The following is a 22361-nucleotide window of genomic DNA, read 5'->3' as shown; positions in this document are numbered from 1 at the left end:
CGATGCGCGTCTCCCTTGCCCCGATCAGGAAGGCATCTCCCGGCAGCAACGCCGGAAAAGCACAGGCATTGCTCGACGAACTCGGTGCCCGCGTAGTACTGGGCGAAGCGACTGACTGCAGCGAGCCCGTCAGTCCCATTTCGCCCACCGCCAAGACACTTTTTGGACCGCGAGGCGCCCTGCTCGCGTCTCCCGAAGGCCCGCTCTTTGTTTGCGATACGGGTCATCATCGGTTGCTGATATGGAACAGCGCGCCTGGGCGGAGTGGAACGCCTGCCGACATCGTCATCGGTCAGCCGGACTTTTCTTCGGAGGGGCGCAACGCTCGGGGCAACGTCGACGCGGCGACACTCAACGTTCCGACTGGCATTGCCGCGAGCAATGGCGTGCTCGCTGTCGCCGATGCTTGGAACCATCGCGTCCTCATCTGGCATAGCTACCCTACGCGATCAAACCAGCCAGCCGACGTCGTTCTCGGCCAAACGGATTTCGCGGGCGCATTGGCAAACCGCGGAAAGGTGCACGCAACAGCCGACACACTCAACTGGTGCTACGGCGTGGCGATTGCTGACGGCGCGCTCTATGTTGCAGACACAGGCAATCGCCGCGTTCTGAAATGGAACCACGTTCCTTTGGACAACGGCACGCCCGCCGACCTAGTGCTCGGGCAAGAGGATTTTGTCACCCGCGACGAGAATGCAGGCTACGCCCCGGCTGCAGCCGGCATGCGGTGGCCACACGCGGTCGCCGTCACGCAAAATCGGCTGTTCGTTGCCGACGCCGGCAATAATCGCGTTATGGCTTGGGACCAGATGCCGGCGGACAATGGTGCGGCGTGCTCGTTTGTTCTGGGCCAGCAGGATTTCGCCGGCGTCGATCACAATATGGCGGCCTACTATCCGACGGCCGCCGCACTCAACATGCCGTATGGGCTTGCTGTCCTCAATGGCGTGCTAGCAATCGCTGATACTGCGAATTCGCGCCTCGTCGCGCATAAGCTCGACGAGCTTGCGATGACCGCTGCCGCAAGCCGTATTGCTGGCCAACGCACGTTCCACGACAAAGGCGACAATCGTTGGCTCGCACCTTCGCGCGATAGTCTGTGCTGGCCATATGGCATCACCGCTTGCGGCTCGACACTTGTCATCGCCGACAGCGGCAACAACCGCGTCCTCCTATGGGAGGCTGCGCAATGAACGTCGCGACGCACATTGATGCCGATGCGATGACGAGCGTCGAGATCCGCGTGCGCGGCCGTGTCCAGGGCGTCGGCTTTCGACCATTCGTGTGGCGATTGGCTCGCGAACTCGGCCTCGGCGGCGTCGTATTGAATGATTCAGAAGGTGTGCTGATCCGGGCGCAAGGACGTTCCTCGGCGATCCGGCTTCTGCTCGACCGCCTCGAACATGATCGGCCGCCGCTGGCGACCATTGAAAGCATCGAAGTCTCCCCTTTCACAGGTAAACTTCGGAGAACTTTCGAGATTGGCGAAAGTGCCGCCGGCCGAAGCGATACCGAAATCGCGCCCGACGCGGCTATTTGCGCCGACTGCGCCAACGAAATCTTCGATCCGTTTTCGCGTCGCTTCCGCTATCCTTTCACGACGTGCACGAACTGCGGTCCGCGCCTCTCCATCGTGGAGCGCGTTCCCTATGATCGCGCCGCGACCAGCATGGCGTCATTCGATCTCTGCCCGATTTGCGCGGCGGAATACGCCGATCCCGCAGATCGGCGCTTTCATGCCGAGACGACGGCCTGCCATGCGTGCGGCCCAAAGGCTCGCCTCATCCGCTTCGACGGCAAAGCCGTAAGTTTCGAGCAAACGTCGATGCTGGACGATGTCGACGGGGCTCTCGGCCTCATCCAAAAGGGTGAGATCGTCGCTATCAAGGGCCTTGGCGGCTATCAGCTTGCCTGCGATGCGACGCGCGCCGATGTGGTGGAGCGGCTCAGGAAACTCAAACATCGCGATCGAAAGCCGTTCGCGCTGATGGCGCGCGATCTCGATGTCATTCGGCGCTATTGCGCTGTTATGGACGATGAAGCTGCACTTCTCGCCAGCACCGCAGCGCCAATCGTGCTCCTCGACGCCAGCGGCCCCGAAAAGCTTCCCGATGCGATCGCGCCCGGGCTGGGGACGCTCGGATTCATGCTGCCGACGACGCCGCTGCATGCACTCCTTCTCCGGCGCATGGGTCGTCCGGTCGTAATGACGTCAGGGAACCTCTCTGATGCGCCGCAGGTGATCGCCGATGCCGATGCGAAGGCCGAGCTTGTCGGCATTGCCTCTTTCGCGCTCGTTCATGAACGCGACATTATCAACCGCGTTGATGACTCTGTTGTTCGCGTTGCGGACGGCAGAGCGCGCGTTCTCCGTCGCGCCCGTGGCTACGCTCCTTCGCCGGTGCAATTGCCCCGTGGCTTCGAGGCTGCACCCGAGATTTTGGCCCTCGGGGGCGATCTCAAGACCACGTTCTGCCTGATGAAAGCGGGCGCGGCGGTTCTTTCTCAGCACATCGGCGATCTCGACGACGCCCGCACCCACACGGACTTTGTGCGCACCATCGACCTTTATCGCGACATGCTGGCGGTAACACCTCAGGTGATCGTCCGCGATCGCCATCCCGGCTACCACAGCAGCTCCTACGCGCAAACGCTTGCCCGCGTTGGCGGCCTGCCCCTCGTCGAGGTCCAACATCACCACGCACATGTCGCAAGCTGCCTTGCGGAAAACGGCTGGCCGCTCGACGGCGCCCCGGTGCTTGGCATTGCGCTTGACGGGCTGGGCTTCGGAGACGACAGCAGCATTTGGGGCGGCGAGTTTTTGCTCGCGGATTATTCCCGTTTCGAGCGGCTCGCGACGTTCAAGCCTGTCGCCATGCTCGGCGGCGATCAGGCGGCGCGCGAACCTTGGCGCAATCTTTACGCACATCTGATGGCGGAGATGGGCTGGCCCGCGCTTGCAATGAACTTTGCCGATCTCGAGGTGTATCGCCAGCTCGATGCGAAGCCGCGCAAGATCCTCGACGCCATGCTGCGCGACGGCGTCAATTCGCCAAACGCGTCATCCTGCGGCCGACTTTTTGATGCCGCGGCGGCAGCAATGGGTCTCTGTTTCGAGCGACAGGGCTATGAAGGCGAGGCGGCCGCGCTTCTCGAAGCCGCTGTCGATCTCGATGCGCTTCATCATGAGGACGACGCACTTGCCTATCCGTTCACGATCCCGATGCTCAAGGGTTCCTCCCTCCCCTACATAGAACCGCTCGGCGTATGGAATGCCATACTCGGCGACGTGATTTTGGGAACACCGGTCGGCGTCATGGCTGCTCGCTTTCATCGCGGCCTCGCGCGCGCCATCACGATGATGGCGGTCAAGCTCGCGAAACGCGACAGCCAATCCGGCCCACGCTTCGACACGATCGCGCTCTCGGGTGGCTGCTTCCACAATCGCATTCTTCTCGAAGAGATTTTGAGACGGCTCGAAGCCGAAGGCTTCAAGGTCCTTACGCATACGCAGGTGCCGGCTGGAGACGGCGGCTTGGCACTTGGCCAAGCCGCCATCGCCGCAGCCCTGCTTATTCAATCAAAAAAGAACACGTCCACCAAAGGAAACGCGCCATGTGCCTCGGCATTCCAGGACGCATCGTAACGATCGACGATGTGGAGAAGAAACTCGCGACGGTCGACGTCAGCGGTGTCAAGCGGCAGGTGAATGTCGCCTGCGTTGTCAACGACGCGCATCCCATTGAGAGCTGCGTTGGTGACTGGGTGCTCATCCACGTGGGCTTCGCGATGAGCCGGATCGATGAAGCCGAAGCCGCAGAAACGCTCAAAATTCTGAACGAACTCGGTGAAGCCCAGGCCGAAATAGAGGCGATGCGGCTTTCGGGCGCCATTTAGGAGGCTCTGCAATGTCGAACGAAGCCGAACTTGCAGCACTCTATCCGTTCCTTCACGGCAAGTCCCAGGACGCTGCAAAGCTCGATGCCGCGCTCCTGCACTCCGTCGCGGAAAAAGCCAGAGAGAGTCGCGAAACAAATGCGGCGTTTTTCGACGCGTCCGCGCCTGTTCTCGTCGCGGCTGCAAAAGCACTCGCCGGCATCTATCGCAGGGGCGGGCAACTGTTCACGATGGGAAACGGCGGCTCATCGTGCGACGCGTCCCACGTTGCCGTCGAGTTCGTGCATCCCATCACTGCCGGACGGCCGGCCCTTGCCGCCACCAATCTTGTCGCCGATCTCGCGATGATCTCTGCCGTCGGCAACGACGTCGGCTTCGAGCATGTGTTCGTCCGCCAGATCATCGCCCACGGCCGCCCCGGCGACGGCCTCATCGGAATTTCGACCAGCGGCAACTCGACAAATCTTGTCTCCGCCTTCGCCAAAGCCAAGGAGATGGGCCTCGTGACCATTGGCCTCGCGGGAGGAGACGGCGGCCGCATGAAGACATCCGGCGTTGTCGACCACTGCCTTGTGGTGCCGACGCACTCGATCCACCGTACTCAGGAGTGCCACGTTACGGCCTACCACATTCTTTGGGACCTCGTTCACACGCTGCTCGCGGACGACCGCGGCTCGGCAGCGGGCAAGGGAGCGGCAGCATGAAATACGTCGATGAATTCCGCGATCGGGAAAAAGCAGCGACCCTTGTGAAGAAAATCCAGGGTCTTGTGTCCGAAATCCCGATCGCGAAGGATCGGCCGATCGCCATCATGGAAGTGTGCGGGGGGCATACGCATTCGATTTTCCGCTATGGCATCGAAGGCATGCTGCCAAAGGAAATCGAGCTCGTGCATGGGCCAGGCTGCCCAGTCTGCGTTTTGCCCATGGGACGGATCGATGATTGTGTCGCCGTAGCCGAACGCCCCGAGGTCATCTGCACGACATTCGGGGATGCGATGCGCGTGCCGGGCTCGCGCAAAAGCCTGCTTCAGGCAAAGGCCGACGGCGCCGACGTGCGCATGGTTTATTCGCCCATGGATTCTCTTGCGCTCGCTCGCAAGAACCCCGATCGCGAAGTCGTGTTCTTCGGCATCGGTTTCGAGACGACGATGCCGTCAACGGCACTGACGATTTTGCAGGCAGAGGCCGAAGGCATCACGAACTTCTCCGTCTTCTGCAATCACATCACGATCGTTCCGACGATCAAGGCAATCCTCGACAGTCCGGATTTGCAGCTCGACGGTTTTCTCGGCCCGGGCCACGTCTCGATGGTCATCGGCACGAAGCCTTATGAATTCGTGTCGCGCTATTACAGGCGACCGATGGTAGTCGCCGGCTTTGAACCGCTCGACGTGCTGCAGTCGATCTGGATGGTTCTGAAGCAAATCAAGGAGGGGCGCGCCGAAATCGAGAACCAGTATGCGCGCATCGTACCTGACGACGGCAACGATCGTGCGCTCGAAGCAGTCGCGAAGGTCTACGAGCTTCGCGAATTCTTCGAATGGCGGGGCCTCGGCTCGATCGACCACTCGGGGGTCCGCATGCGCGACCGCTACGCCGTCTACGACGCGGAGCGAAAATTCACCATGCCGCATATCAAGATCGCCGACCCAAAATCGTGCCAATGCGGCGAAGTTCTAAAGGGAGTTATCAAGCCCTGGCAATGCAAAGTTTTCGGCACGGCATGCACTCCCGAGACACCGCTTGGCGCGCTGATGGTCTCGTCTGAAGGCGCGTGTGCGGCCTATTACCAGTACGGTGGCATCAAAAAGCAACGGGTGGCGTCATGAACGTCATTCCGATCACGCGCACACCCCGCAGGCTCGGCACGGTCTCGGTTCGGACCGTGACGCTGGCACATGGCGGCGGTGGCAAGGCGATGAAAGACCTCATCGACGATGTTTTCGTCAGAACGTTCGACAATGCCCGGCTGGCGCCACTTGAGGATCAGGCGCGCATCGATCTCGCGGCGCTTGCCAGTCTCGGCGACCGGCTCGCATTTACCACCGATAGCTTCGTCGTCGATCCGTTGTTCTTCCCCGGTGGCGATATCGGAAAGCTTGCCGTTTGCGGCACCATCAACGATCTCGCGGTCGGCGGTGCGACGCCGCTTTATCTCTCGTGCGCCGCCATCGTCGAGGAAGGCGTCGAGATCGATATGCTTCGCCGGATCGCAAGCTCGATGGCTGAAACTGCGCACGCCGCCGGTGTCGAGATCGTCACGGGAGATACCAAGGTCGTGCACAAGGGCGCGTGCGACAAGATCTTCCTGACGACGACGGGCATCGGAGTCATACGCGAAGGCATGACGCTTGGCGCACATCTGGCGCGCCCCGGCGATATCGTCATCGTCAACGGACTGCTCGGCGACCATGGCGCCGCCATCCTCGGAGCGCGGGGCGACATGGCGCTCGATAGCCCAATAGAAAGCGACTGCGCGCCGTTGCATGAACTGATCTTCAACCTGTTAACGGCAGCGCCTGGAACGCGCGCTGTCCGCGACGCGACGCGTGGTGGCGTTGCGACCGTATTGAATGAGATCGCGGATTCATCGGGCGTTTCAATAACGATCGAAGAAGAGCGCACACCGCTCCGGCCTGAAGTGAAGGGATTTTGCGAAATCCTCGGGCTCGATCCGCTTTATCTCGCCAATGAAGGGAAGATCGTCGCCATCGTTCCGCCGGACGAAGCCGAGGCGGCGCTCCTCGCCCTTCGCTCGCACGCGTTCGGCCGCGACGCAGCGGCAATCGGCGAGGTCGGCGCCGGAGAGGCCGGCCGCGTCACCATGCGCACCGTTTTCGGCGGCACACGCATCGTCGACATGTTGGTTGGCGAACAGCTGCCGAGGATTTGTTGACTACGTTGGCTCATAACATCCCAAAGGGAGAAGAAATGCCATGTTGAGAAAATTGACACCACTCGCTGCCGCTGCACTCCTGCTGACCGCCGGTCCCGCATTCGCCCACGTTGGCGTCGGTCCCGTCGACACGTTTAGCCGTGGCTTCCTGCATCCACTTGGCGGTATCGATCACATCCTTGCAATGGTCGCCGTCGGTCTTTTTGCCGTCAATCTCGGTGGCGCGGCGCTCTGGCTGGTGCCGTCGGCATTCGTTGGCACCATGATCTTCGGCGGCGCATTGGGATACTATGGATGGCCTCTGCCGATGGTCGAGGCAGGCATCGGTCTCTCCGTCGTCGTGATGGGTCTGGCGATCGCTTTCGGCGTTCGGCTGCCGACGATTGGCGCAATGGCGCTCGTTGGTCTCTTCGCCCTCTTCCACGGCCATGCACATGGAACGGAAGGCATTGGGCTCGGAATTTCGTTCCTGCCCTACGCCGCCGGATTCGTTATCGCAACTGCGTCGCTGCACTCGGCAGGCGTCGCCCTGGGATTTGGACTCGATCGTCTTGGAACGACACGAGCGCTCATGTTGAAAAGAGTATCCGGGTCGATGGGCGCGCTCGCCGGAGTTTCTTTGCTCGCGGGCTGGCTCGTCGCGTAATTCGCGGCGCGGCGCAGGATGACTCGTCTGTGCCGCGTCCGCTGCAAAGGAACCATCTGGCGATGCACGAACTCAGCATCACCCGCAACATCGTCGCGATCGTGTCGGAGGCCGCGCAGGGCCGCCGCGTCAGTCGCGTCACGCTCGAAGTGGGCAAGCTGGCGGGTGTGATGCCGGATGCCATCGCCTTTTGCTTCGATACCGTCGCAAAGGGATCACCTATCGAAGGCGCACACCTCGAAATCCGCGAGGTCGAAGGCCGCTGCCACTGCCGAAGTTGCGGTGCCGAGTTCTCGACGCCGACGCTCTACACACCGTGCCCATGCGGGAGCCGGAACGTGGAGCGTCTCAGCGGCGAGGAGCTGAACATAAAATCAATGCAACTGGAGGAGGTCGCCTGATGTGCGCGACATGCGGATGTAACAGCGGTGCCAAGGCCACGATCGTCAATCTTGCGACGGGCCGCGTGAGCGCCATCGCGCACAACGAGCGCGAACATCATCAGCACGTTCACGAGCACGTCCACGCTGACGGTACACGGCACAGCCACGATCATAGCGACCGCGAGCATGACCATGGGCATCTCAACCTCGAAGAAGCCGGTCATGGTCATCTGCATGAGCATGTTCATGCCGACGGCACGCGCCACAGCTACCCTCACGATCAAGCTAACGTTCATGCTCATGATCACGCCCATGACCATGGCCCTTCGGTCGTCGATCTCGAAGCGCGCCTACTGGCAAAGAACGACACACTCGCCGCTCTCAATCGCGCATGGTTTGCGGGCCGGGAGATTCTCGCGCTCAACCTCGTGAGCTCGCCGGGCTCGGGAAAGACGACCTTGCTCGAGCGTACAATCCGTGATCTGAAATCCGATCTCGGGCTTTTCGTCGTGGAAGGCGACCAGGCAACCACCGCCGACGGTGAGCGAATCCGTGGCGCCGGTGCCCCTTGCGTGCAGGTAAATACTGGCACGGGCTGTCATCTCGAAGCCGACATGATCGCCCGCGGGCTCGACGAGCTTAAACCATCTTTTGGCTCCGTGGTGCTGATCGAGAACGTCGGCAATCTCGTTTGCCCAGCGCTGTTCGATCTCGGCGAGCACGCCAAGGTTGCCATTCTCTCGGTGACCGAAGGCGAGGATAAGCCACTCAAGTATCCGCACATGTTCAGCGCCGCACAGATCGTGCTGCTGAACAAGATCGATCTGTTACCTCACCTCGATTTCGACATCGAGAAAGCGGCTTCAAACATCGCCGTGGTCAATCCAGATGCGATCGTCTTTCGAGTTTCGGCCCGTTCCGGCGAAGGGCTCGACCGCTGGTACGACTGGATCCGAAAGGAAGCGTCTGCAGCGAACGCTCATGCGGTCTGAGCTAATAAACGCTCTCTGAATCAAGGCTGCATGTGGGTAGCACACCCGATCATTGATCTACTAGCGCGGCCTCACTCATTCCGAATCCGATAGCCAATTCATCAAAAGATTTGATTTTCTTTCCACTTCGTCCAAGCGGAATGCGAGCACGTCCCGAATACTGATTATGCCGATTAGCTGGCAATCTCTCTTTACGGGCAGATGCCGGATGCGATGCATCATCATCTGCCCCATGACTTCAGACAAGCCGTCGTCGGGCGAGCACGTGATGACGTGTCTGGTCATCAGCGAAGAGACAGGCAACAGATGCAGCTCTCCGCGCCGATCAGCCAAACTGTAGGCAATATCACGCTCAGATATGATGCCCTCAACTGTATGACCGTCGCTGCTAACGACCATGGCTCCTATCCGGTTCTGCTGCAATTGCCGTGCGAGCCTGCCGACGGTCTCGGTAGGCTTGATCGTTTTAACCGACGGACCTTTGAACTCGAGAATATCGCTGACTTTCATTGGACCGCCCTCACCGAACCCGCCTGGCGCACATTTGGACTGGTGTAAAAATGGATAAATACGCATCAACAAATCCCGCGCGCCAGGGGGTCGCCGCTTACAAAGCTCCACTCGTCAGATAGGCATTTTAAATCTGCCGATTCCAATTGATCATTTGTCGCGCGACAAAATTTGAAAAATAAAATTGAAAATCATCTTTGCAGCAAATTACATTTGCAACACACATAGAAATAGTCGGCCCATTCCCAGGATAACTTGTTTTAAAGCTGCGCAATTAAGTGCCACGCGGCAATATCTTTACACACGATGAGAACTTCCCCGTCATTATCGTGGTTGATTGACGGTTTTGTTTTACTGCGGACCTAGTGTGCTTCCGACGCGATGGCGGCAACATCATCCACTTTAACGACTTGGGCTTTACCTGGCTCACCGTTACTGCATCCGGTTCCTGCACCTCGGGCTGAGACATCAGAGGCATAGGAGGCAGGAGCCCCTAGCGGAGTGAGAGACGGCGCTGTCCTCAAAGCGATAACGCCTGCTATGTGCGATGTTGCGGTCGTGTATTCCGCTCGGCCGAAAAAGGTTGGCTCCGTTCTGCCGAGCGCAACCGGCGTCATTTTGGAAGTGGCGTAAACCGAGGGTTGTCTTTATTAGAAGTCGTTATGCACCATGTCGGATTTTTTGTCTGTTCAGAGTATGAGCCGCTGGATCTCGCCGGGCCGTTCAGCGCCTTCAATCAAGCCGTTCGCGCGGCGGGCAGGCCAACATATAAACTTCACGTCATCTCAGAGAACGGCGGGGCTGTTGTTGGTATCGGCGGCTTATCGATCGAAACGCGATCCTATCGAAAGACCAAGCTGGACACGGTGATCTTTATCGGTGGGGAGATCGCGCCCCTGAAGGCATCGAAGAACGTTGCCGCCGCCAAACGCCTTGCTAAGCGGACACTGCGCATCGCCAGTGTCTGCACAGGAGCTTTCATTCTTGCTGAAGCGGGCCTGCTTAACGGTCTGCGCGCTACCACACATTGGCGATATGCCGCTCACCTTCAGACTAGCTTCCCGCAGACCAAGGTGATTGGCGACCGCATCTTCGTTACGGATGGGAGGGCGTGGACCTCGGCAGGGATTGCCGCTGGCATCGACTTGGCACTGGCGCTGATTGAGAAGGATCACGGCCCGGACCTAGCGCGAGAGGTCGCGCGCCTGCTCGTGGTTCCATACAGGAGGTCGGGCGGTCAGTCCCAATTCTCTGCAATGTCACAGATGGAGCCGGAATCCGATCGTATCCGTATAGCGCTCAATTTCGCTAGGGAACACCTTGCGGAATTCTTGCCGATCGAGCGATTGGCTGATGCGGCACGCCTGAGTGTTCGTCAATTTGGTCGAGCCTTTCGCCGTGAAACTGGCGAAACACCGGCAAAAGCGGTCGAGAGGTTGCGCGTGGAAGCGGCGCGAGCCAGACTTCAAGACGGCGCTGAACCCATCGAACAGATCGCAGCAGCGGTGGGATTTACTGATCCTGAGCGGATGAGGCGAGCCTTTGTCAAAATTCACGGACATCCACCCCAGTCGATCAGGCGAGCTATGAGATTGAACGCCGAAGCGTGATCCGGAGGGCTCGTCGTGGCTTAAGCGAAGCCATGGTGGCTGCTGGCGGATCAACGGCCTCGCAGCGAAGCCTAGCCTCCATTAGCGAAAGCAGCGCACTGTCGAGGCAGGTAGATTGTGCCGGAGCCCGGCTTGTTGTCAGGACGGGCTCCGATGAAATCGACGTCATTGGCGAAGGCTTTGAACGTCAATCCATGCAGGTTGGACACTCGTGTGTCGTGCCCTTGCAGCCTTGGCGCCGAGACCGCGCGATCTAGGTCGCAAACCATTCATCGAAGGTGAGGGCCTCGGGTCCGCTTCCGATTGTGTCGGTCGCAGACCCTGCCTAAGAAGTTTAACTCGTCGCCCTCAGCGCTTCAGCGGCTAGCGCGGCGGCTTGCTCTCGGCGTTGTTGAAACGCAGCCCAAGGCGCGCGCACTTGATTGACCAGATCGATTCCCGCTGTTGCCGGAGAGCCAGCCGAGAAAGGTGCGGCGGGATTATACTCCATGGCGAGCTGGATGCGTTGCGCCTGGTTCTCACCGAATATCTCGGCACCCAGCGTTAGTGCGAAATCGATTCCGGAAGTCACCCCCGCGCCTGTCAGACGATTGCGATCTCGTACTACCCGCTCAGCAATGGGAGTACAGTCGAAGAGGGCAAGTTGCTCCAGCGACATCCAATGGCAGGTTGCGCGATAGCCAGTGAGAAGTCCCGCTGCGGCAAGAACCAGAGAACCCGTGCAAACCGAAGTAATCCAGCGCGCGCCAGCAGCTTGATGGCGGAGGAAGTGAAGAGTCTCCTCGTCCTGCATCAGCATCAACTGGCCCGGCCCGCCTGGAACGAAGAGCACATCCGCCTGCGCACATTCGGCAAAAGTCGTAGTTGGCGCTAAGCGCAGACCGAAAGCATCCTCGATTCGATCGAGCGTCTTCCACACCAATTCGACTTTTACCTCTGGAAAGCCTGCCAACACCTCGTATGGCCCGGTAAGGTCCAGTTGGGTGAGCTTGGGAAAGGTGAGCATAACAACACGCATGAGCATCTCCCGTCGGCCCTGTCTATTCAGCGATCGCCAGGCTTTAGCGCACCATTGTCGTTCCACATATCGCGATGAAGCTTCCAAGCGCCGCCCTGTTTCAGAAAGATGAGGGTCTGCTTTCCGAGATACTCCAACTTTCCATCATGGCGTCGTATCGTGGCGTCTGAGACCTCGGTCACGACTTCATCGTTTCCGTAAAACTCGAAATTGCTGAAGGTGACGGTGGCAGGGGGCTTTCCGGCATAGCCCTTTGTGAAGTAATCCGCGATCGCTGTGCGGCCTTTGACCCGTTCGCCTCCAGGCTGCAAAAGTGTTCCGTCCTCGGTGTAGAGGCTCCCGATCGCCTGATAGTCGCCTCGTTTGAAAGCATCGGACCAGCGATCATTTTCAGCCTTGATGGCGGCCTGCGTAGAGAGTTGCGGACTTGCTGCATAAGCGGGGACCGACACGGCAGTGAGCGTGATGACGGCAGGCAGCAAAGCCAGTCGAGTAAAAATTGGTCGCATCTGGATTTTCCTATCTGATTGTAGTTCTCGTGAATGCTCGGAAGAGGCAGGCGAGCGAGACAAGCTACGTCCGCAAGCCATTTGGACTCAGAGGTCAGTCCAACCCGGGAATCTGCCAGAGCCCCTTGGTGCCACCAGGGAGTTCCTTCTCTGTCATTGCCAGGATCTCCGGCCGCGCGTCGCGCGGATGACCCGACTTGAAGGGCGGGTTGGGATCATATTCGATCAAGAGCTGCACGAGCTGGGCGGCTGCAGGGCCACGCAGCTTTTCAACCACGCGCAGGGCGAAATCGATACCGGAGGTGACGCCACCGCCGCTCATGAAACGGCCATTGTCATCGGACACGAAGCGCTGAGGGTCCGGGATGGCGCCGTATTTCGCAAGCATATTGACGGTGGCCCAATGGGAAGCGCTGCGTTTACCCTTGAGAATTCCGGTCTTCGCCAGCACGAGCGAGCCGGTGCACACCGACGTCACGTGTTTCGCGCCCTGCGCCAAACGAAGGATTTCTTTTTGTGCGGAAGGCTTGTTGGCCGCCGTGAGGTCTGCTGCGCCTGGAACAAGAAGAAGATCGGTACGTTCGATATCGGCCAACCGCTCCGACTTTCCCCAAACGATCCCATATTGCAATTCGACCGGACCACCATCCGGGCTCGCGAAGCGAATGCGAGTGTTGGGCACCAGTGCGAACACCTCATTGGGGCCGGCGAAATCGAGCAGCGTTCCACCCGGATAGATCACAATCAAAATATCGAAGGGTTTGTCCGTCGCCGATCCGATCGCGCCTTTGGTTTGCGCGAAAGACGAGGTCGGCCCGCCTAGAAGCGCACTCCCGCCGACCAAAGCACCAAGCGCCGAGAGACCGCCCAACATCAAGGCGTCGCGTCGAGACCGCCCTTTCCCGAATGGAAAATCGTCCGTCGCGTCGTCGCGATCGTCACTCATGTTTGTCTCCTGAGTATCGCCCCAGATTCGATTGGACCGGAACACGGGACGCTGGTGTCGGGTCGCAGAGTTGCGGCTTCAGAACTTCGCAGTTCAGAGCTGCGAAGCACCGCCATCGACGACAAGTTCGGTGCCGACAACGTAAGAGGATTCATCGCTGGCGAGATAAAGCGCCGCGTAAGCGATATCCTCGGCCTTACCCATGTGACCCACAGGGATGGACTTCGCGAACTCGCTCTTGAAGCTCCGGACTACCTCGTCAGGCATTCCCCATCTGCTGATCAATGGGGTGTCCATCCCTCCGGGCGCGATCGCATTCACGCGGATCTTGCGATCGAGGAACTCGAACGACCAGCTGCGAGCAAGCGACCGTAGCGCGGCTTTCGCAGCCGCCGTCAACGAAATCCCGTGCTTGCCAGTCTGCGCGACGAATGACGTGTTGAGGATCACGGACGCACCCTCCCGCAGTTGTGGCAGGACGGCCTGAACAGTCAGCACCGTACCCTTCACGTTGATGTCCATGATGTCGTCGTAGAGTTTGTCGTCGATGTCGTTGATCGCGGATGGGAAGGCCCATCCCGCATTCGCGAATACGATATCCAATCCGCCGAACTTAGACTTGGTCTCAGCCGCGATCGCACGCATGTCCTCAATCGAACGGACATCGCCCTTGAGGATGAGCGCGGTACTGCCAAGCTCCGCCCTGACAGTATTGAAGGCCGCTTCGTCGCGCCCCGTCACGGCAACACGAGCTCCTTCGGAGATAAATAGCTTGGCCGTAGCCAAGCCGATGCCGCTCGTACCCCCCGTTATCAATGCAGTCTTGTTTGCAAGTCTCATTTCGTAATCGCCCTTCTCAACCAATTGGCAGATGTTGAGCTACCCTATCGCCCCAAAGGCGCGTGTCTTAAAGGACGAATAACCCTCATAAAACGACGCATCGAACTGAGGGCGCGACTGGAGGGCCGGAAGGAGAGGCGGATCCGAACGGTATCAGCTGGTTGACCACTCCCGCCGATGGCGAGGAGAACGTCAAGGATCACCGGTTAGGCAACTGCAATGGTTGAGACGCGGACATTGGGTGAAAACTCGGCGCCGAAGTCGCGTGCTCAAACGCGACGCCCTGCTTGAGGCGGGCGCCCACTATGTCGTCGCGACCGAAGAAAAATTTGCTCCCTTTCACCACGTGGCAGCTGCGGGCAAGCAACCGCCACGCTGAGGCATGACATTGAACTTGATGCGCGCCAAACGGCGTCGATCATCAACCCTTGAAATCTTTCTCTGGATTGGACCCGTCCCAGTTTTGGAAGACGTCCATGAAGCCCGGAACGGTTTCCTGGCGACTCCAGTCGCGTTGAAGCTCGCAATAGAGTTGCGTCTTGGAGATGAGCTTGCCGCCGGCTTGCTCGATGCGGCGGAGCGCGGCCTCGTGCGCGGCGACCGAGGTGCCACCCACTGCGTCGGCGACAACGTAGACCTCAAAACCTTCCGTCAAGGCATCGAGTGCCGGGAAGGCGAGGCATGCTTCCGTCCAAAGCGCCGTCATGATGAGCTTCTTGCGCCCCGTAGCCAGAACCGCCTTCTTGAACTCGACATCTTCCCAGCTGTTGATCGAGGTGCGGTCGTAGGTCGGATATGAGCCCAACACGTCCATCAGCGGTGCAATCGGCGGCTTGTTCCGGCCCGTCGCGATGTTGACCGTCGAATGGATAATCGGAAGCTTGTAGTTCACTGCCGCTTTCGCCGTATGCACGATATTGAAGACGAGCTCCTTCTGGTCCATCGAGCGGATCGAGCTGACCTGAACCGGCTGATAGTCGATGATGATGAAAGCCGAATTCTGCGGTGTCAGAAGTTGATCTGTGTTCGGATCGCGGATGGGTTCGCTTGTCATGGCATATTCCGTTTGCTGTTTGTTGGGTGCACGCGTCTTGCAAAATTAAAGGGCGAGCCCGGTGTGATTGTCCGGGCTCGCCCTTCAGTTAGTTGGCGACGCCATTTTCCAGTGCGCCGAACTTGCCGCTCTGGAAATCGAGCATCGCCTGCTTGATTTCGCCGACGGTGTTCATCACGAAAGGACCGTGAGCCACGACCGGCTCATTGATCGGCTCTCCCGTGAGGACCAAGAGCTTGGCGTCACTATTGGCCTCGAGGTTGATGCCGCCGCCGTCGCGGCCGAGGATTACCGTCTGCGCCTCGCCGACGACCTCACGTCCGTCGATTTCCACGGTACCCGACAGCACGAGGACGGAGAGCGTGTGGCCCTCGGGCACGTCGAGCGTCACCGCCTTGTCGCGGGCGAGCCGCACGTCCCAAATGTTGATGGACGTGAACGTGCGCGCCGGTCCCGTGACGCCGTCGAAGCTGCCCGCGATGACGCGCAGCTTGCCGGCGGCATCCGGCAGATCGACGGTAGGAATGTCACGATCGAGGAGGTTCTGGTATCCGGGCTTCGCCGACTTGTCTTTGGCCGGCAGGTTGACCCACAGCTGAACCATCTCGAAGTTGCCGCCCGACTTTGCAAAGGCGGGCGAGTGATATTCCTGGTGAAGAATCCCGGAAGCGGCCGTCATCCACTGCACATCGCCAGGACCGATCACCCCGCCTGAACCCGTCGAATCGCGATGCTCGACTTCGCCCTCGTAGACAATGGTGACCGTCTCGAAGCCCTTGTGCGGGTGCTCGCCGACGCCGCGCCGAGCCGTGGTCGGCTCGAACTTCGCGGGGCCCGCGTAATCGAGCATGATGAACGGGCTGATATGCGCGCCTTGCGCATTGTGGGAGAGCATGGTCCGGACGGGAAAGCCGTCGCCGACCCAGTGCTGGCGCGGGGCGCTGTAGATGCCGAGAACCTGTCTCATGGGTTGTCTCCTTTTCTGACCAAACCCTGCTGGTCGCGTTCGAAAACAACTTATACACGGGACAATTTCTGGCTAGACGGCAAGGCTTGACCAATCTGTCCTATATTTGGGACAATATCTAATGCAGAACCTCAACGACCTCTACTACTTCGTCCAGGTGGTGGACCACGGCGGCTACGCGAGCGCGGGCCGCGCGCTCGGCATGCCCAAATCAAAGCTCAGCCGGCGCATCATCGAGCTGGAAGAGCGCCTTGGTGTTCGGTTGTTGCAGCGCTCCACGCGCAAGCTCACCGTCACCGAGATCGGCCAGGAATACTACCGGCATTGCATTGCCATGCTGGTCGAGGCGGAGGCCGCGCAGGAAGCCATCGACCGCTCGCGCTCGGGCCCGCAGGGGCTGATCCGTGTCAGCGCCCCGCCCGCTCTCGTCTGCTTCGAGGTTGGGCCAATGATCGCGCGCTACATGGCAGCGAACCCGCGCGTTGCCATAGAACTCGATTCGACCTCGCGGCGTGTCGATGTCATTGGCGAAGCAATCGATGTCGCGCTGCGCGTGCGCTTCCCGCCGCTAGAGACCTCCGATCTCGTCATGCGGATCTTGGGGGAGAGCGCGCAACGCATGGTGGCCAGCCCCGAGTTAGTGAAGGGCCTCTCTCTGCCGCTCGTGCCAGCCGACCTCAGCGCGCTGCCGAGCCTCGACCTCGGGCCGATGGTTCCGAAGCACGCCTGGGAGCTGCACTGTGCCGACGGCTCATCGGTGCGCGTCACCCACAAGCCGCGTCTCGTCACCGACGACATGGCTCAGTTGCTTCATGCCGCTCTCGAAGGCGTCGGCATCGTCAAGCTTCCGACCATGGTGGTTGCCACCCACATCGCATTGGGCACACTCGTCGACGTCACGCCAGGATGGACCCCACGGAGCGGCATCGTGCATGCTGTATTCCCGTCGCGGCGCGGCCTGTTGCCCTCCGTGCGCGGGTTCATCGACTTCCTTGCAGCCGAGTACGAACGTCTCAGGAAGGCTGAACCAAATGGCAGGTAAGGGTCATTGACGCTCATTCGACGGAGTGAGGCGACTTCCGCTTTCCGTCTCGATGCGGACCTACGCGCCTCGAGATTGAGAACACTCTGACTGATGGTCGTCGACTTCTGGAATTGGGACAGCACGGCGACGGCAGTGTCAGTGCATTGGAAGCGTGATCGCGGCGCGGCCTGCGACGTCATTGTAGTCGTCGGATCCGATGCCATCATAACTTGCTGAAATATCGATGCCGAGGCCTGACGGCGTCGACGACCGTAACCCGAGCTCCACGCGGCCACGCACGCCGGTAGGCCCTGCTTGAACCCCATCGATTGTTCCTAACGTGTCCGCAGTCGTCGAGCCTGAAAAATTCCAGATGGCCTGAATTGCGGCTCGCGGTTCTATCACCGCGCCATCGGTGCCAGCAAAGCGATAGCCGATCTCCGGGCCGAACTTCGCCTGCCCCAGTCGACTACGAACTTCAGGGATCACCGCCCCAAAACGATCTTCATAGCGGTTGGAGGTATCCCGCATGTATCCGACAGAAGCCGTCGGACGGAAACTCCAATCGTAGTAATCCCATGTTCCGCTGAGCGTCGTCGAAGCCAGCCACCGCGTCGTATCAAAGTTGTCCGTGTAAGTCTGGTAGGGTGATACGTCATTGCTTGACGTGCCCCACGCTCCGCGGATCTGCCAGAAGACATTCTCGCCGAGCCGCATTGTTGCGTAAGGTCCGGCCATCCAGCCGACGCCGTCAACTTTGGTTTGATCGCCCTTGGAGGTTTGGCTCGTCGTGTCGAACTGTACGAGCACGCCGACGAGCAGCGAAGGATTGACCACATAATCGGCGCCGATCGTATAGAGCCCGAAATGGCCATCTATACCGGAGTTGTGGCGGTCATCATTGAAGCGCGAGAATTGTCCTTCGAACCAAATGTCAAAGGGTGAGAATTGCGGACCGGGATCGCCAGCCCCTTCGCGGCCGATACCAGAGGCTGCCACTCTTCGCTGTCTGGCTTCGGCCGCGACCCGCTGCATGTCACTCAAACTCGTCGCGAACCCGAGGCGCATCGGACCCTCGTCGCTGCCGGTCATTCTGATTGGCAATGATCCGGCTGTCCCCGTTTCTTCAGTGGTCGCCATCGGTGAAACGTCGCGCGTGAAGCCGCCCTCTCCGCGTGCGCCAGGCACCAGTGCGACGCGCGAAGCAGATGTGCTCGAAATGCTGGCGCCCAACCTCGATGCTGGGGCGGGCATCGTCGCCGTCGTGCCCATTGGTGACGCCGATGAGCCTGCGCCTTTCGCGGCGTTGAGCCTGTTGATCTGCCGGCCTGCGTCGGGTTCGTTGGTCAAAATCTGATTTGTACGCTGACTGAGAAACCTGCCGATCGTCTGCACGGTTTTCGTCACCTGATCGGTCACCGCAACCTGCAAAGGAGACGAGTCGGACGCCGCATACTCTCCGGACGCTGAAAAATGAGCGGTTAAGACGTGCGTACCAGCCTTGCCAAATGCTACTTGGCATTCCCCTGCTCCGGCCGAGACAGCAATGCCGGTGCACAGCTCGGAGCTGCCATCGCGGATTGTTATCGTTCCCGTCGCCGTCGCTGGAAGAACTGTCGCCTTGAGCGTTACTGCCTGACCGATGAATGGAGACGATGGCGAGGCCGACAGAGAAACGGTTGTGGCGATCGATTGATATGTGAAAGCCGCCGATAACTGCGCCGTACCGTCGGTGCTCGTCACGACAACGTCGACTGCGCCCGGTGCGTATGGCGGCGTCAGTGCGGTGAGTGTCGCGGCATCGACGAGTTCCAATGCCGTAGCCGCTACTCCACCAAAGCTCACGCTTGTAACGGCAGATAGATTCTGCCCTTTGATTGTCACGCGGGTATTGCCAGTTGCCGGACCGCTATTTGGTATGACGCTTGTGACTTCAGGTGCAGCAGAAAGATAGCTGTACGTAGCGCTAGCCGAACCGCCGTAGCTGACCACCTTGATGGTTGCCGAGCCTGGACTATGCTGCGGCATCGTCAAGATCGTGAGATACGGATTTGCGCCGCTCGTCAGCGAAAATCCGTACGACAGACCATCGACTTGAACATCGATAGCCATTTCTAGGTTGTTTCCATATATCTCGACCTGGTTGCCACCACTCGATGGCCCGCTCGCCGGTGCAATGCTCGAGATCGAAGGTGCTGCAACGAATGAAAAGAAATTGCCTGAAGTGTACGTTTGACCGGGCGTCACTACGGAAATGTTCACGGAGTCGACGGCATGCGCAGGCGCGATCGCGGTGATCGTATGATCGTCGATGACTGTTAGCGACGTCGCATTCACCCCGCCGAACGAAACGGCCGTCGCGCCGGTAAATCCACTGCCGTAAATGGTCACCTCGGACCCGCCCGACACTGGCCCAGCCATTGGGGTGAAGGATGATATTCCGGCATCGGTATAGGTAAATGTGCCGGATACCGAACCGTCCGGAAGCACGACGGAAATTTGCACCGTCCCTTGTGCGTGGCCAGGCATTGAAATGGTCAGCGGCCTGTCGCAGGTTGGTAATTCTCCGGGCGTCGTTGGACAGACTGGGGTAACCAATTCAAACGGCACGCTTGCGCCATCGACTGTTACGGCCGTTGCAAAGTCGAAGTACTTGCCAGTTAGCGTCACTAACGTCCCGCCGGAAGCAGGACCCGACGCTGGCGAAACGCTTGTCAGCGTCGGCAGTACGGCATCGAATGTATATGTTGTTGATGCCGTTCCGCCCGGCGTCGTGATCTCAATTGTCGCGCTGCCCGCCGCGTGCGCCGGTAAGCTCAGGCCGATGCGATTATCGTCCTGCGAAAAAAATGATTGCGCGGCACCGTCGACAGTTACGCTTGTTGTTCTGGAGAGATTTTCGCCGGATATTTCGGCATAAAAGCCTGGAATGCCCGGGCCATGCGCTGGCGTCATCGAGTGAATGACAGGTGGAGGCACGATCTCATAGCTGTACCATGCGCTCGACAAGCCGTTGGGCGTGGTTACGACGATGTCGACACCCCCGACGGCATGCGGAGGCATCGTGATTGAGAGAGTTTCGGTGCAGGATCCGCCGGGATAGGGATAGCAGACGAGCGGTCCATGCGCGAACGGAACTGCTAAGCCATCGACGGTGACCGACGTGGCATCCGCCAAGTACTCGCCTTGGATGGAAACGGCGTTGCCGCCTGCAGGCAGTCCACTTGATGGGTTAAGGCTGAAGACAACGGGCGGCGCGGGGTCGTAAGTAAATGTCGTTGTGGCAGAGCCGTCAGCAGTCGAGATAACGATCTGCACGGTCCCGGCAGCATGAGGCGGTGTCGTCAAACCGACTTGCTGTGGTGGAACCGGACATGACCCATTGCATGGCGTGGAGGGATCGATCGGCGCAGAATGTCGGCGTTCGACAGGCACATCAACGCCATCGACCGTTATCGATGTCACGGCGTTGAGGCTTTCACCCTCGAGCGTTAGAGATGTTCCCCCTCGCGCCGGTCCATGCGAGGGCGAGACGCTGGTGATGGTCGGTGGGGGCAGGCCCTCATAAGCGTACCGCTGCGAGGCAAATCCATAAGGCGTCGTAACGCCAATTTGGGTAAAGCCCGGACTTCCAGCAGGCATCGTAATCAACCAGTGCGGCGACTCCAGCCCCGGTCCGCTGCCTGAAAACGGAAGTTGCGAAAAGCTGACGGGCGCTCCACCAACCGTGATGCTCTCCACATCGAACAGATAGTTGCCGGAGATCTCGACCGCATTTCCACCGGCGGCGGAACCTTGAGAGGGCGATAACGCCGCGATCGAAGGCGGACGGTCGCCGTCGTAAATGTAGCTTGCCGACGCCGAACCGCCCGGACCCGTCACCGTGATGACGGCCGGTCCTGTCGCGTGCGGAGGCATCGTTATCCGCAGCGTTTCATAGCAGGGATTATCATTGCACGGCGTTGCCGGGCCGGAGCGTGTTACTGGACTACCATCTACCGTGATCGACGTGGCCGTATAGAGATTCACCCCCTGAATCGCAACGCTGTTACCTCCAGCTTCAGGCCCCTTTGATGGCGAGAGACGCACAATTGATGTTACGGGCGGAGGATCATACGTGTACGTCGCCGTCGCCCTGCCATATCCGTTCGTGACCGCAATCGTGGCGGCACCTGCAGCATGGGCAGGCATTAAGACGATCCAGCGGGGTGAAGGGGGAACCGCGCCGCGAGCTGAAACTACAACGGGATCTTGAAAAAAGTCGGCGGGAGCGCCGTCAACCGTGACGTCCCAAATATTGTTCAAATATTCTCCTGAAATACGAACCTGATCGCCGCCCTGGGTCGGCCCATGTGAGGGAGATACGGACGTGATACGAGGTTGCGCTATGAATGTTGCGGTGGCGGTAAGCATCTGGTCTACACCGTCGCCATTGTTCACCTCGATGAGTGCTGTCTCAGTAATGTCCTGTCCAATGTCAGCTGCGCCGATAATGTAGGTGCTGGAGCAGCTCGTAACGCCCGTAGGAAGTGGGGCGTCACCAATGTTGCACGCGGTGAACCGGCTTGTTCCTGAAATGCGATACGTTGCTGGCGGACCGTGGTTAATGATCGTGAAAGTGTAGCCGATCGTATCGCCGACGTTCGAGAAAGTCGTATCCATCAGTAGAAGGTCGGCTCTCCAGTCGACCGCGTATGCCGGCTCGGGTGCTAAGAGACTGATGGCTAAGGCAATAAATTGAAGCCAGCAGAAAAATCTACGCTTCAACGCTATCGATGACATAAAAGGCCCCCCAAGATGAGGGCGACGGTATTGAGCATAATCTCCTTGTGATAGAATCTTAAAGGGAAGGTGCCGCCCCGCCGAACGGTCCATGTTGCAGGGAAACAACGATCCAAAGGGCCCGCTTGCAGGGCGATTGAGGCTCGCGGTCGAGCTGACGTGCGTCGATGACCTATTTCCAGTCGGCTATGTTAAAATTAAAATTCGTGGGTCGCGAAAGTGACGTGTCAAGTCTTTGGCTGAATATCCACCCGCCATTCGTCTGCCCGCAAAGCAACTAAC

At 59.5% G+C, this 22361-nt stretch carries 19 protein-coding genes; 11 read left to right on the top strand and 8 right to left on the bottom strand.

Features of this window, described 5'->3' with window-relative positions:
• The first annotated feature begins 2 nt into the window (after positions 1–2).
• From HYPGJ_RS04190 to hypB, 9 genes are all read left to right on the top strand, one after another.
• Positions 3–1196: an NHL repeat-containing protein gene (locus HYPGJ_RS04190; RefSeq protein WP_052750793.1), complete on the top strand. Its 1194-nt coding sequence runs from the start codon at positions 3–5 to the stop codon at positions 1194–1196.
• Positions 1193–3649: a carbamoyltransferase HypF gene (hypF, locus tag HYPGJ_RS04185; protein ID WP_052750838.1), complete on the top strand. Its 2457-nt coding sequence runs from the start codon at positions 1193–1195 to the stop codon at positions 3647–3649. Before HYPGJ_RS04190 ends, hypF begins: the two co-directional genes overlap by 4 nt.
• A complete protein-coding gene (locus HYPGJ_RS04180; protein WP_046846039.1) occupies positions 3619–3900 on the top strand; it encodes a HypC/HybG/HupF family hydrogenase formation chaperone in 282 nt (93 codons plus the stop codon). The genes hypF and HYPGJ_RS04180 overlap by 31 nt, the downstream gene beginning before the upstream one ends.
• A gap of 11 nt (positions 3901–3911) precedes the next feature.
• The gene (locus HYPGJ_RS04175) at positions 3912–4604 is read left to right on the top strand and encodes an SIS domain-containing protein (RefSeq protein ID WP_046846038.1); all 693 of its coding nucleotides are present in this window, start codon (positions 3912–3914) and stop codon (positions 4602–4604) included.
• Positions 4601–5731 carry a hydrogenase formation protein HypD gene (gene hypD / locus HYPGJ_RS04170; RefSeq protein ID WP_046846037.1) on the top strand — a complete coding sequence of 377 codons (1131 nt, stop codon included), beginning with the start codon at positions 4601–4603 and terminating at the stop codon, positions 5729–5731. Before HYPGJ_RS04175 ends, hypD begins: the two co-directional genes overlap by 4 nt.
• Positions 5728–6798 (top strand): hydrogenase expression/formation protein HypE, encoded by a 1071-nt coding sequence (gene hypE / locus HYPGJ_RS04165; protein ID WP_046846036.1) that lies wholly within the window; start codon positions 5728–5730, stop codon positions 6796–6798. The genes hypD and hypE overlap by 4 nt, the downstream gene beginning before the upstream one ends.
• 40 nt (positions 6799–6838) lie before the next feature.
• Positions 6839–7444: a HupE/UreJ family protein gene (locus HYPGJ_RS04160; RefSeq protein ID WP_046846035.1), complete on the top strand. Its 606-nt coding sequence runs from the start codon at positions 6839–6841 to the stop codon at positions 7442–7444.
• A 62-nt stretch (positions 7445–7506) separates the two neighbouring features.
• Positions 7507–7845 (top strand): hydrogenase maturation nickel metallochaperone HypA, encoded by a 339-nt coding sequence (locus tag HYPGJ_RS04155; RefSeq protein ID WP_046846693.1) that lies wholly within the window; start codon positions 7507–7509, stop codon positions 7843–7845.
• Positions 7845–8819, top strand: coding sequence for a hydrogenase nickel incorporation protein HypB (gene hypB / locus HYPGJ_RS04150; protein ID WP_046846034.1), 975 nt, complete (start codon positions 7845–7847; stop codon positions 8817–8819). The genes HYPGJ_RS04155 and hypB overlap by 1 nt, the downstream gene beginning before the upstream one ends.
• A gap of 75 nt (positions 8820–8894) precedes the next feature.
• Here hypB and HYPGJ_RS04145 read toward each other — a convergent pair whose 3' ends face one another.
• On the bottom strand, positions 8895–9395 hold the full coding sequence (locus HYPGJ_RS04145) for a CBS domain-containing protein (RefSeq protein ID WP_244466007.1): 501 nt from the start codon (positions 9393–9395) through the stop codon (positions 8895–8897).
• A gap of 596 nt (positions 9396–9991) precedes the next feature.
• Here HYPGJ_RS04145 and HYPGJ_RS04140 point away from each other — a divergent pair.
• A complete protein-coding gene (locus HYPGJ_RS04140) occupies positions 9992–10939 on the top strand; it encodes a helix-turn-helix domain-containing protein (RefSeq protein WP_046846032.1) in 948 nt (315 codons plus the stop codon).
• A gap of 334 nt (positions 10940–11273) precedes the next feature.
• On the opposite strand, the gene HYPGJ_RS04135 is transcribed toward HYPGJ_RS04140, so the two are convergent.
• The 6 genes from HYPGJ_RS04135 to HYPGJ_RS04110 form a co-directional block, all read right to left on the bottom strand.
• Positions 11274–11957 carry a DJ-1/PfpI family protein gene (locus HYPGJ_RS04135; protein WP_348270893.1) on the bottom strand — a complete coding sequence of 228 codons (684 nt, stop codon included), beginning with the start codon at positions 11955–11957 and terminating at the stop codon, positions 11274–11276.
• A gap of 26 nt (positions 11958–11983) precedes the next feature.
• Complete coding sequence (locus HYPGJ_RS04130; protein ID WP_046846030.1) at positions 11984–12466, bottom strand: SgcJ/EcaC family oxidoreductase; 483 nt, start codon at positions 12464–12466, stop codon at positions 11984–11986.
• 94 nt (positions 12467–12560) lie between these two features.
• Positions 12561–13337: a DJ-1/PfpI family protein gene (locus HYPGJ_RS04125; protein WP_200185665.1), complete on the bottom strand. Its 777-nt coding sequence runs from the start codon at positions 13335–13337 to the stop codon at positions 12561–12563.
• A gap of 168 nt (positions 13338–13505) precedes the next feature.
• Positions 13506–14252 (bottom strand): SDR family oxidoreductase, encoded by a 747-nt coding sequence (locus tag HYPGJ_RS04120; RefSeq protein WP_046846692.1) that lies wholly within the window; start codon positions 14250–14252, stop codon positions 13506–13508.
• 421 nt (positions 14253–14673) lie between these two features.
• Positions 14674–15306, bottom strand: a complete 633-nt coding sequence (locus tag HYPGJ_RS04115; RefSeq protein ID WP_046846028.1) for a hydrolase — start codon at positions 15304–15306, stop codon at positions 14674–14676.
• 88 nt (positions 15307–15394) lie between these two features.
• The gene (locus HYPGJ_RS04110; RefSeq protein WP_046846027.1) at positions 15395–16273 is read right to left on the bottom strand and encodes a pirin family protein; all 879 of its coding nucleotides are present in this window, start codon (positions 16271–16273) and stop codon (positions 15395–15397) included.
• A 121-nt stretch (positions 16274–16394) separates the two neighbouring features.
• Between HYPGJ_RS04110 and HYPGJ_RS04105 the strand changes: the two genes are divergently transcribed.
• Entirely contained in the window at positions 16395–17315 is a 921-nt protein-coding gene (locus HYPGJ_RS04105) for a LysR substrate-binding domain-containing protein (RefSeq protein WP_046846026.1), read from the top strand.
• Between the two features lie 138 nt (positions 17316–17453).
• On the opposite strand, the gene HYPGJ_RS04100 is transcribed toward HYPGJ_RS04105, so the two are convergent.
• Positions 17454–22172: an IPT/TIG domain-containing protein gene (locus tag HYPGJ_RS04100; RefSeq protein ID WP_083984024.1), complete on the bottom strand. Its 4719-nt coding sequence runs from the start codon at positions 22170–22172 to the stop codon at positions 17454–17456.
• Positions 22173–22361: the final 189 nt, after the last annotated feature.

Origin of the sequence: Hyphomicrobium sp. GJ21 (assembly GCF_001006785.1) — a bacterium.
In the GTDB taxonomy this organism is placed as follows: domain Bacteria; phylum Pseudomonadota; class Alphaproteobacteria; order Rhizobiales; family Hyphomicrobiaceae; genus Hyphomicrobium_B.
Note: the sequence above shows the minus strand (reverse complement) of the source record. Positions and strands in the feature narration are given on the sequence as shown.

What these genes read in the sequence shown, in the direction of transcription:
- HYPGJ_RS04175 (WP_046846038.1), top strand. Translation starts at nt 3,912, where the DNA reads ATGTCGAACGAAGCCGAACTTGCAGCACTCTATCCGTTCCTTCACGGC.
- HYPGJ_RS04130 (WP_046846030.1), bottom strand. Translation starts at nt 12,466, where the DNA reads ATGCGACCAATTTTTACTCGACTGGCTTTGCTGCCTGCCGTCATCACG.
- HYPGJ_RS04135 (WP_348270893.1), bottom strand. Translation starts at nt 11,957, where the DNA reads ATGCGTGTTGTTATGCTCACCTTTCCCAAGCTCACCCAACTGGACCTT.
- hypD (WP_046846037.1), top strand. Translation starts at nt 4,601, where the DNA reads ATGAAATACGTCGATGAATTCCGCGATCGGGAAAAAGCAGCGACCCTT.
- HYPGJ_RS04115 (WP_046846028.1), bottom strand. Translation starts at nt 15,306, where the DNA reads ATGACAAGCGAACCCATCCGCGATCCGAACACAGATCAACTTCTGACA.
- HYPGJ_RS04105 (WP_046846026.1), top strand. Translation starts at nt 16,395, where the DNA reads ATGCAGAACCTCAACGACCTCTACTACTTCGTCCAGGTGGTGGACCAC.
- HYPGJ_RS04180 (WP_046846039.1), top strand. Translation starts at nt 3,619, where the DNA reads ATGTGCCTCGGCATTCCAGGACGCATCGTAACGATCGACGATGTGGAG.
- HYPGJ_RS04140 (WP_046846032.1), top strand. Translation starts at nt 9,992, where the DNA reads ATGCACCATGTCGGATTTTTTGTCTGTTCAGAGTATGAGCCGCTGGAT.
- hypF (WP_052750838.1), top strand. Translation starts at nt 1,193, where the DNA reads ATGAACGTCGCGACGCACATTGATGCCGATGCGATGACGAGCGTCGAG.
- hypE (WP_046846036.1), top strand. Translation starts at nt 5,728, where the DNA reads ATGAACGTCATTCCGATCACGCGCACACCCCGCAGGCTCGGCACGGTC.
- HYPGJ_RS04155 (WP_046846693.1), top strand. Translation starts at nt 7,507, where the DNA reads ATGCACGAACTCAGCATCACCCGCAACATCGTCGCGATCGTGTCGGAG.
- HYPGJ_RS04110 (WP_046846027.1), bottom strand. Translation starts at nt 16,273, where the DNA reads ATGAGACAGGTTCTCGGCATCTACAGCGCCCCGCGCCAGCACTGGGTC.
- HYPGJ_RS04100 (WP_083984024.1), bottom strand. Translation starts at nt 22,172, where the DNA reads ATGGACCGTTCGGCGGGGCGGCACCTTCCCTTTAAGATTCTATCACAA.
- HYPGJ_RS04160 (WP_046846035.1), top strand. Translation starts at nt 6,839, where the DNA reads ATGTTGAGAAAATTGACACCACTCGCTGCCGCTGCACTCCTGCTGACC.
- HYPGJ_RS04190 (WP_052750793.1), top strand. Translation starts at nt 3, where the DNA reads ATGCGCGTCTCCCTTGCCCCGATCAGGAAGGCATCTCCCGGCAGCAAC.
- hypB (WP_046846034.1), top strand. Translation starts at nt 7,845, where the DNA reads ATGTGCGCGACATGCGGATGTAACAGCGGTGCCAAGGCCACGATCGTC.
- HYPGJ_RS04120 (WP_046846692.1), bottom strand. Translation starts at nt 14,252, where the DNA reads ATGAGACTTGCAAACAAGACTGCATTGATAACGGGGGGTACGAGCGGC.
- HYPGJ_RS04145 (WP_244466007.1), bottom strand. Translation starts at nt 9,395, where the DNA reads ATGCGTATTTATCCATTTTTACACCAGTCCAAATGTGCGCCAGGCGGG.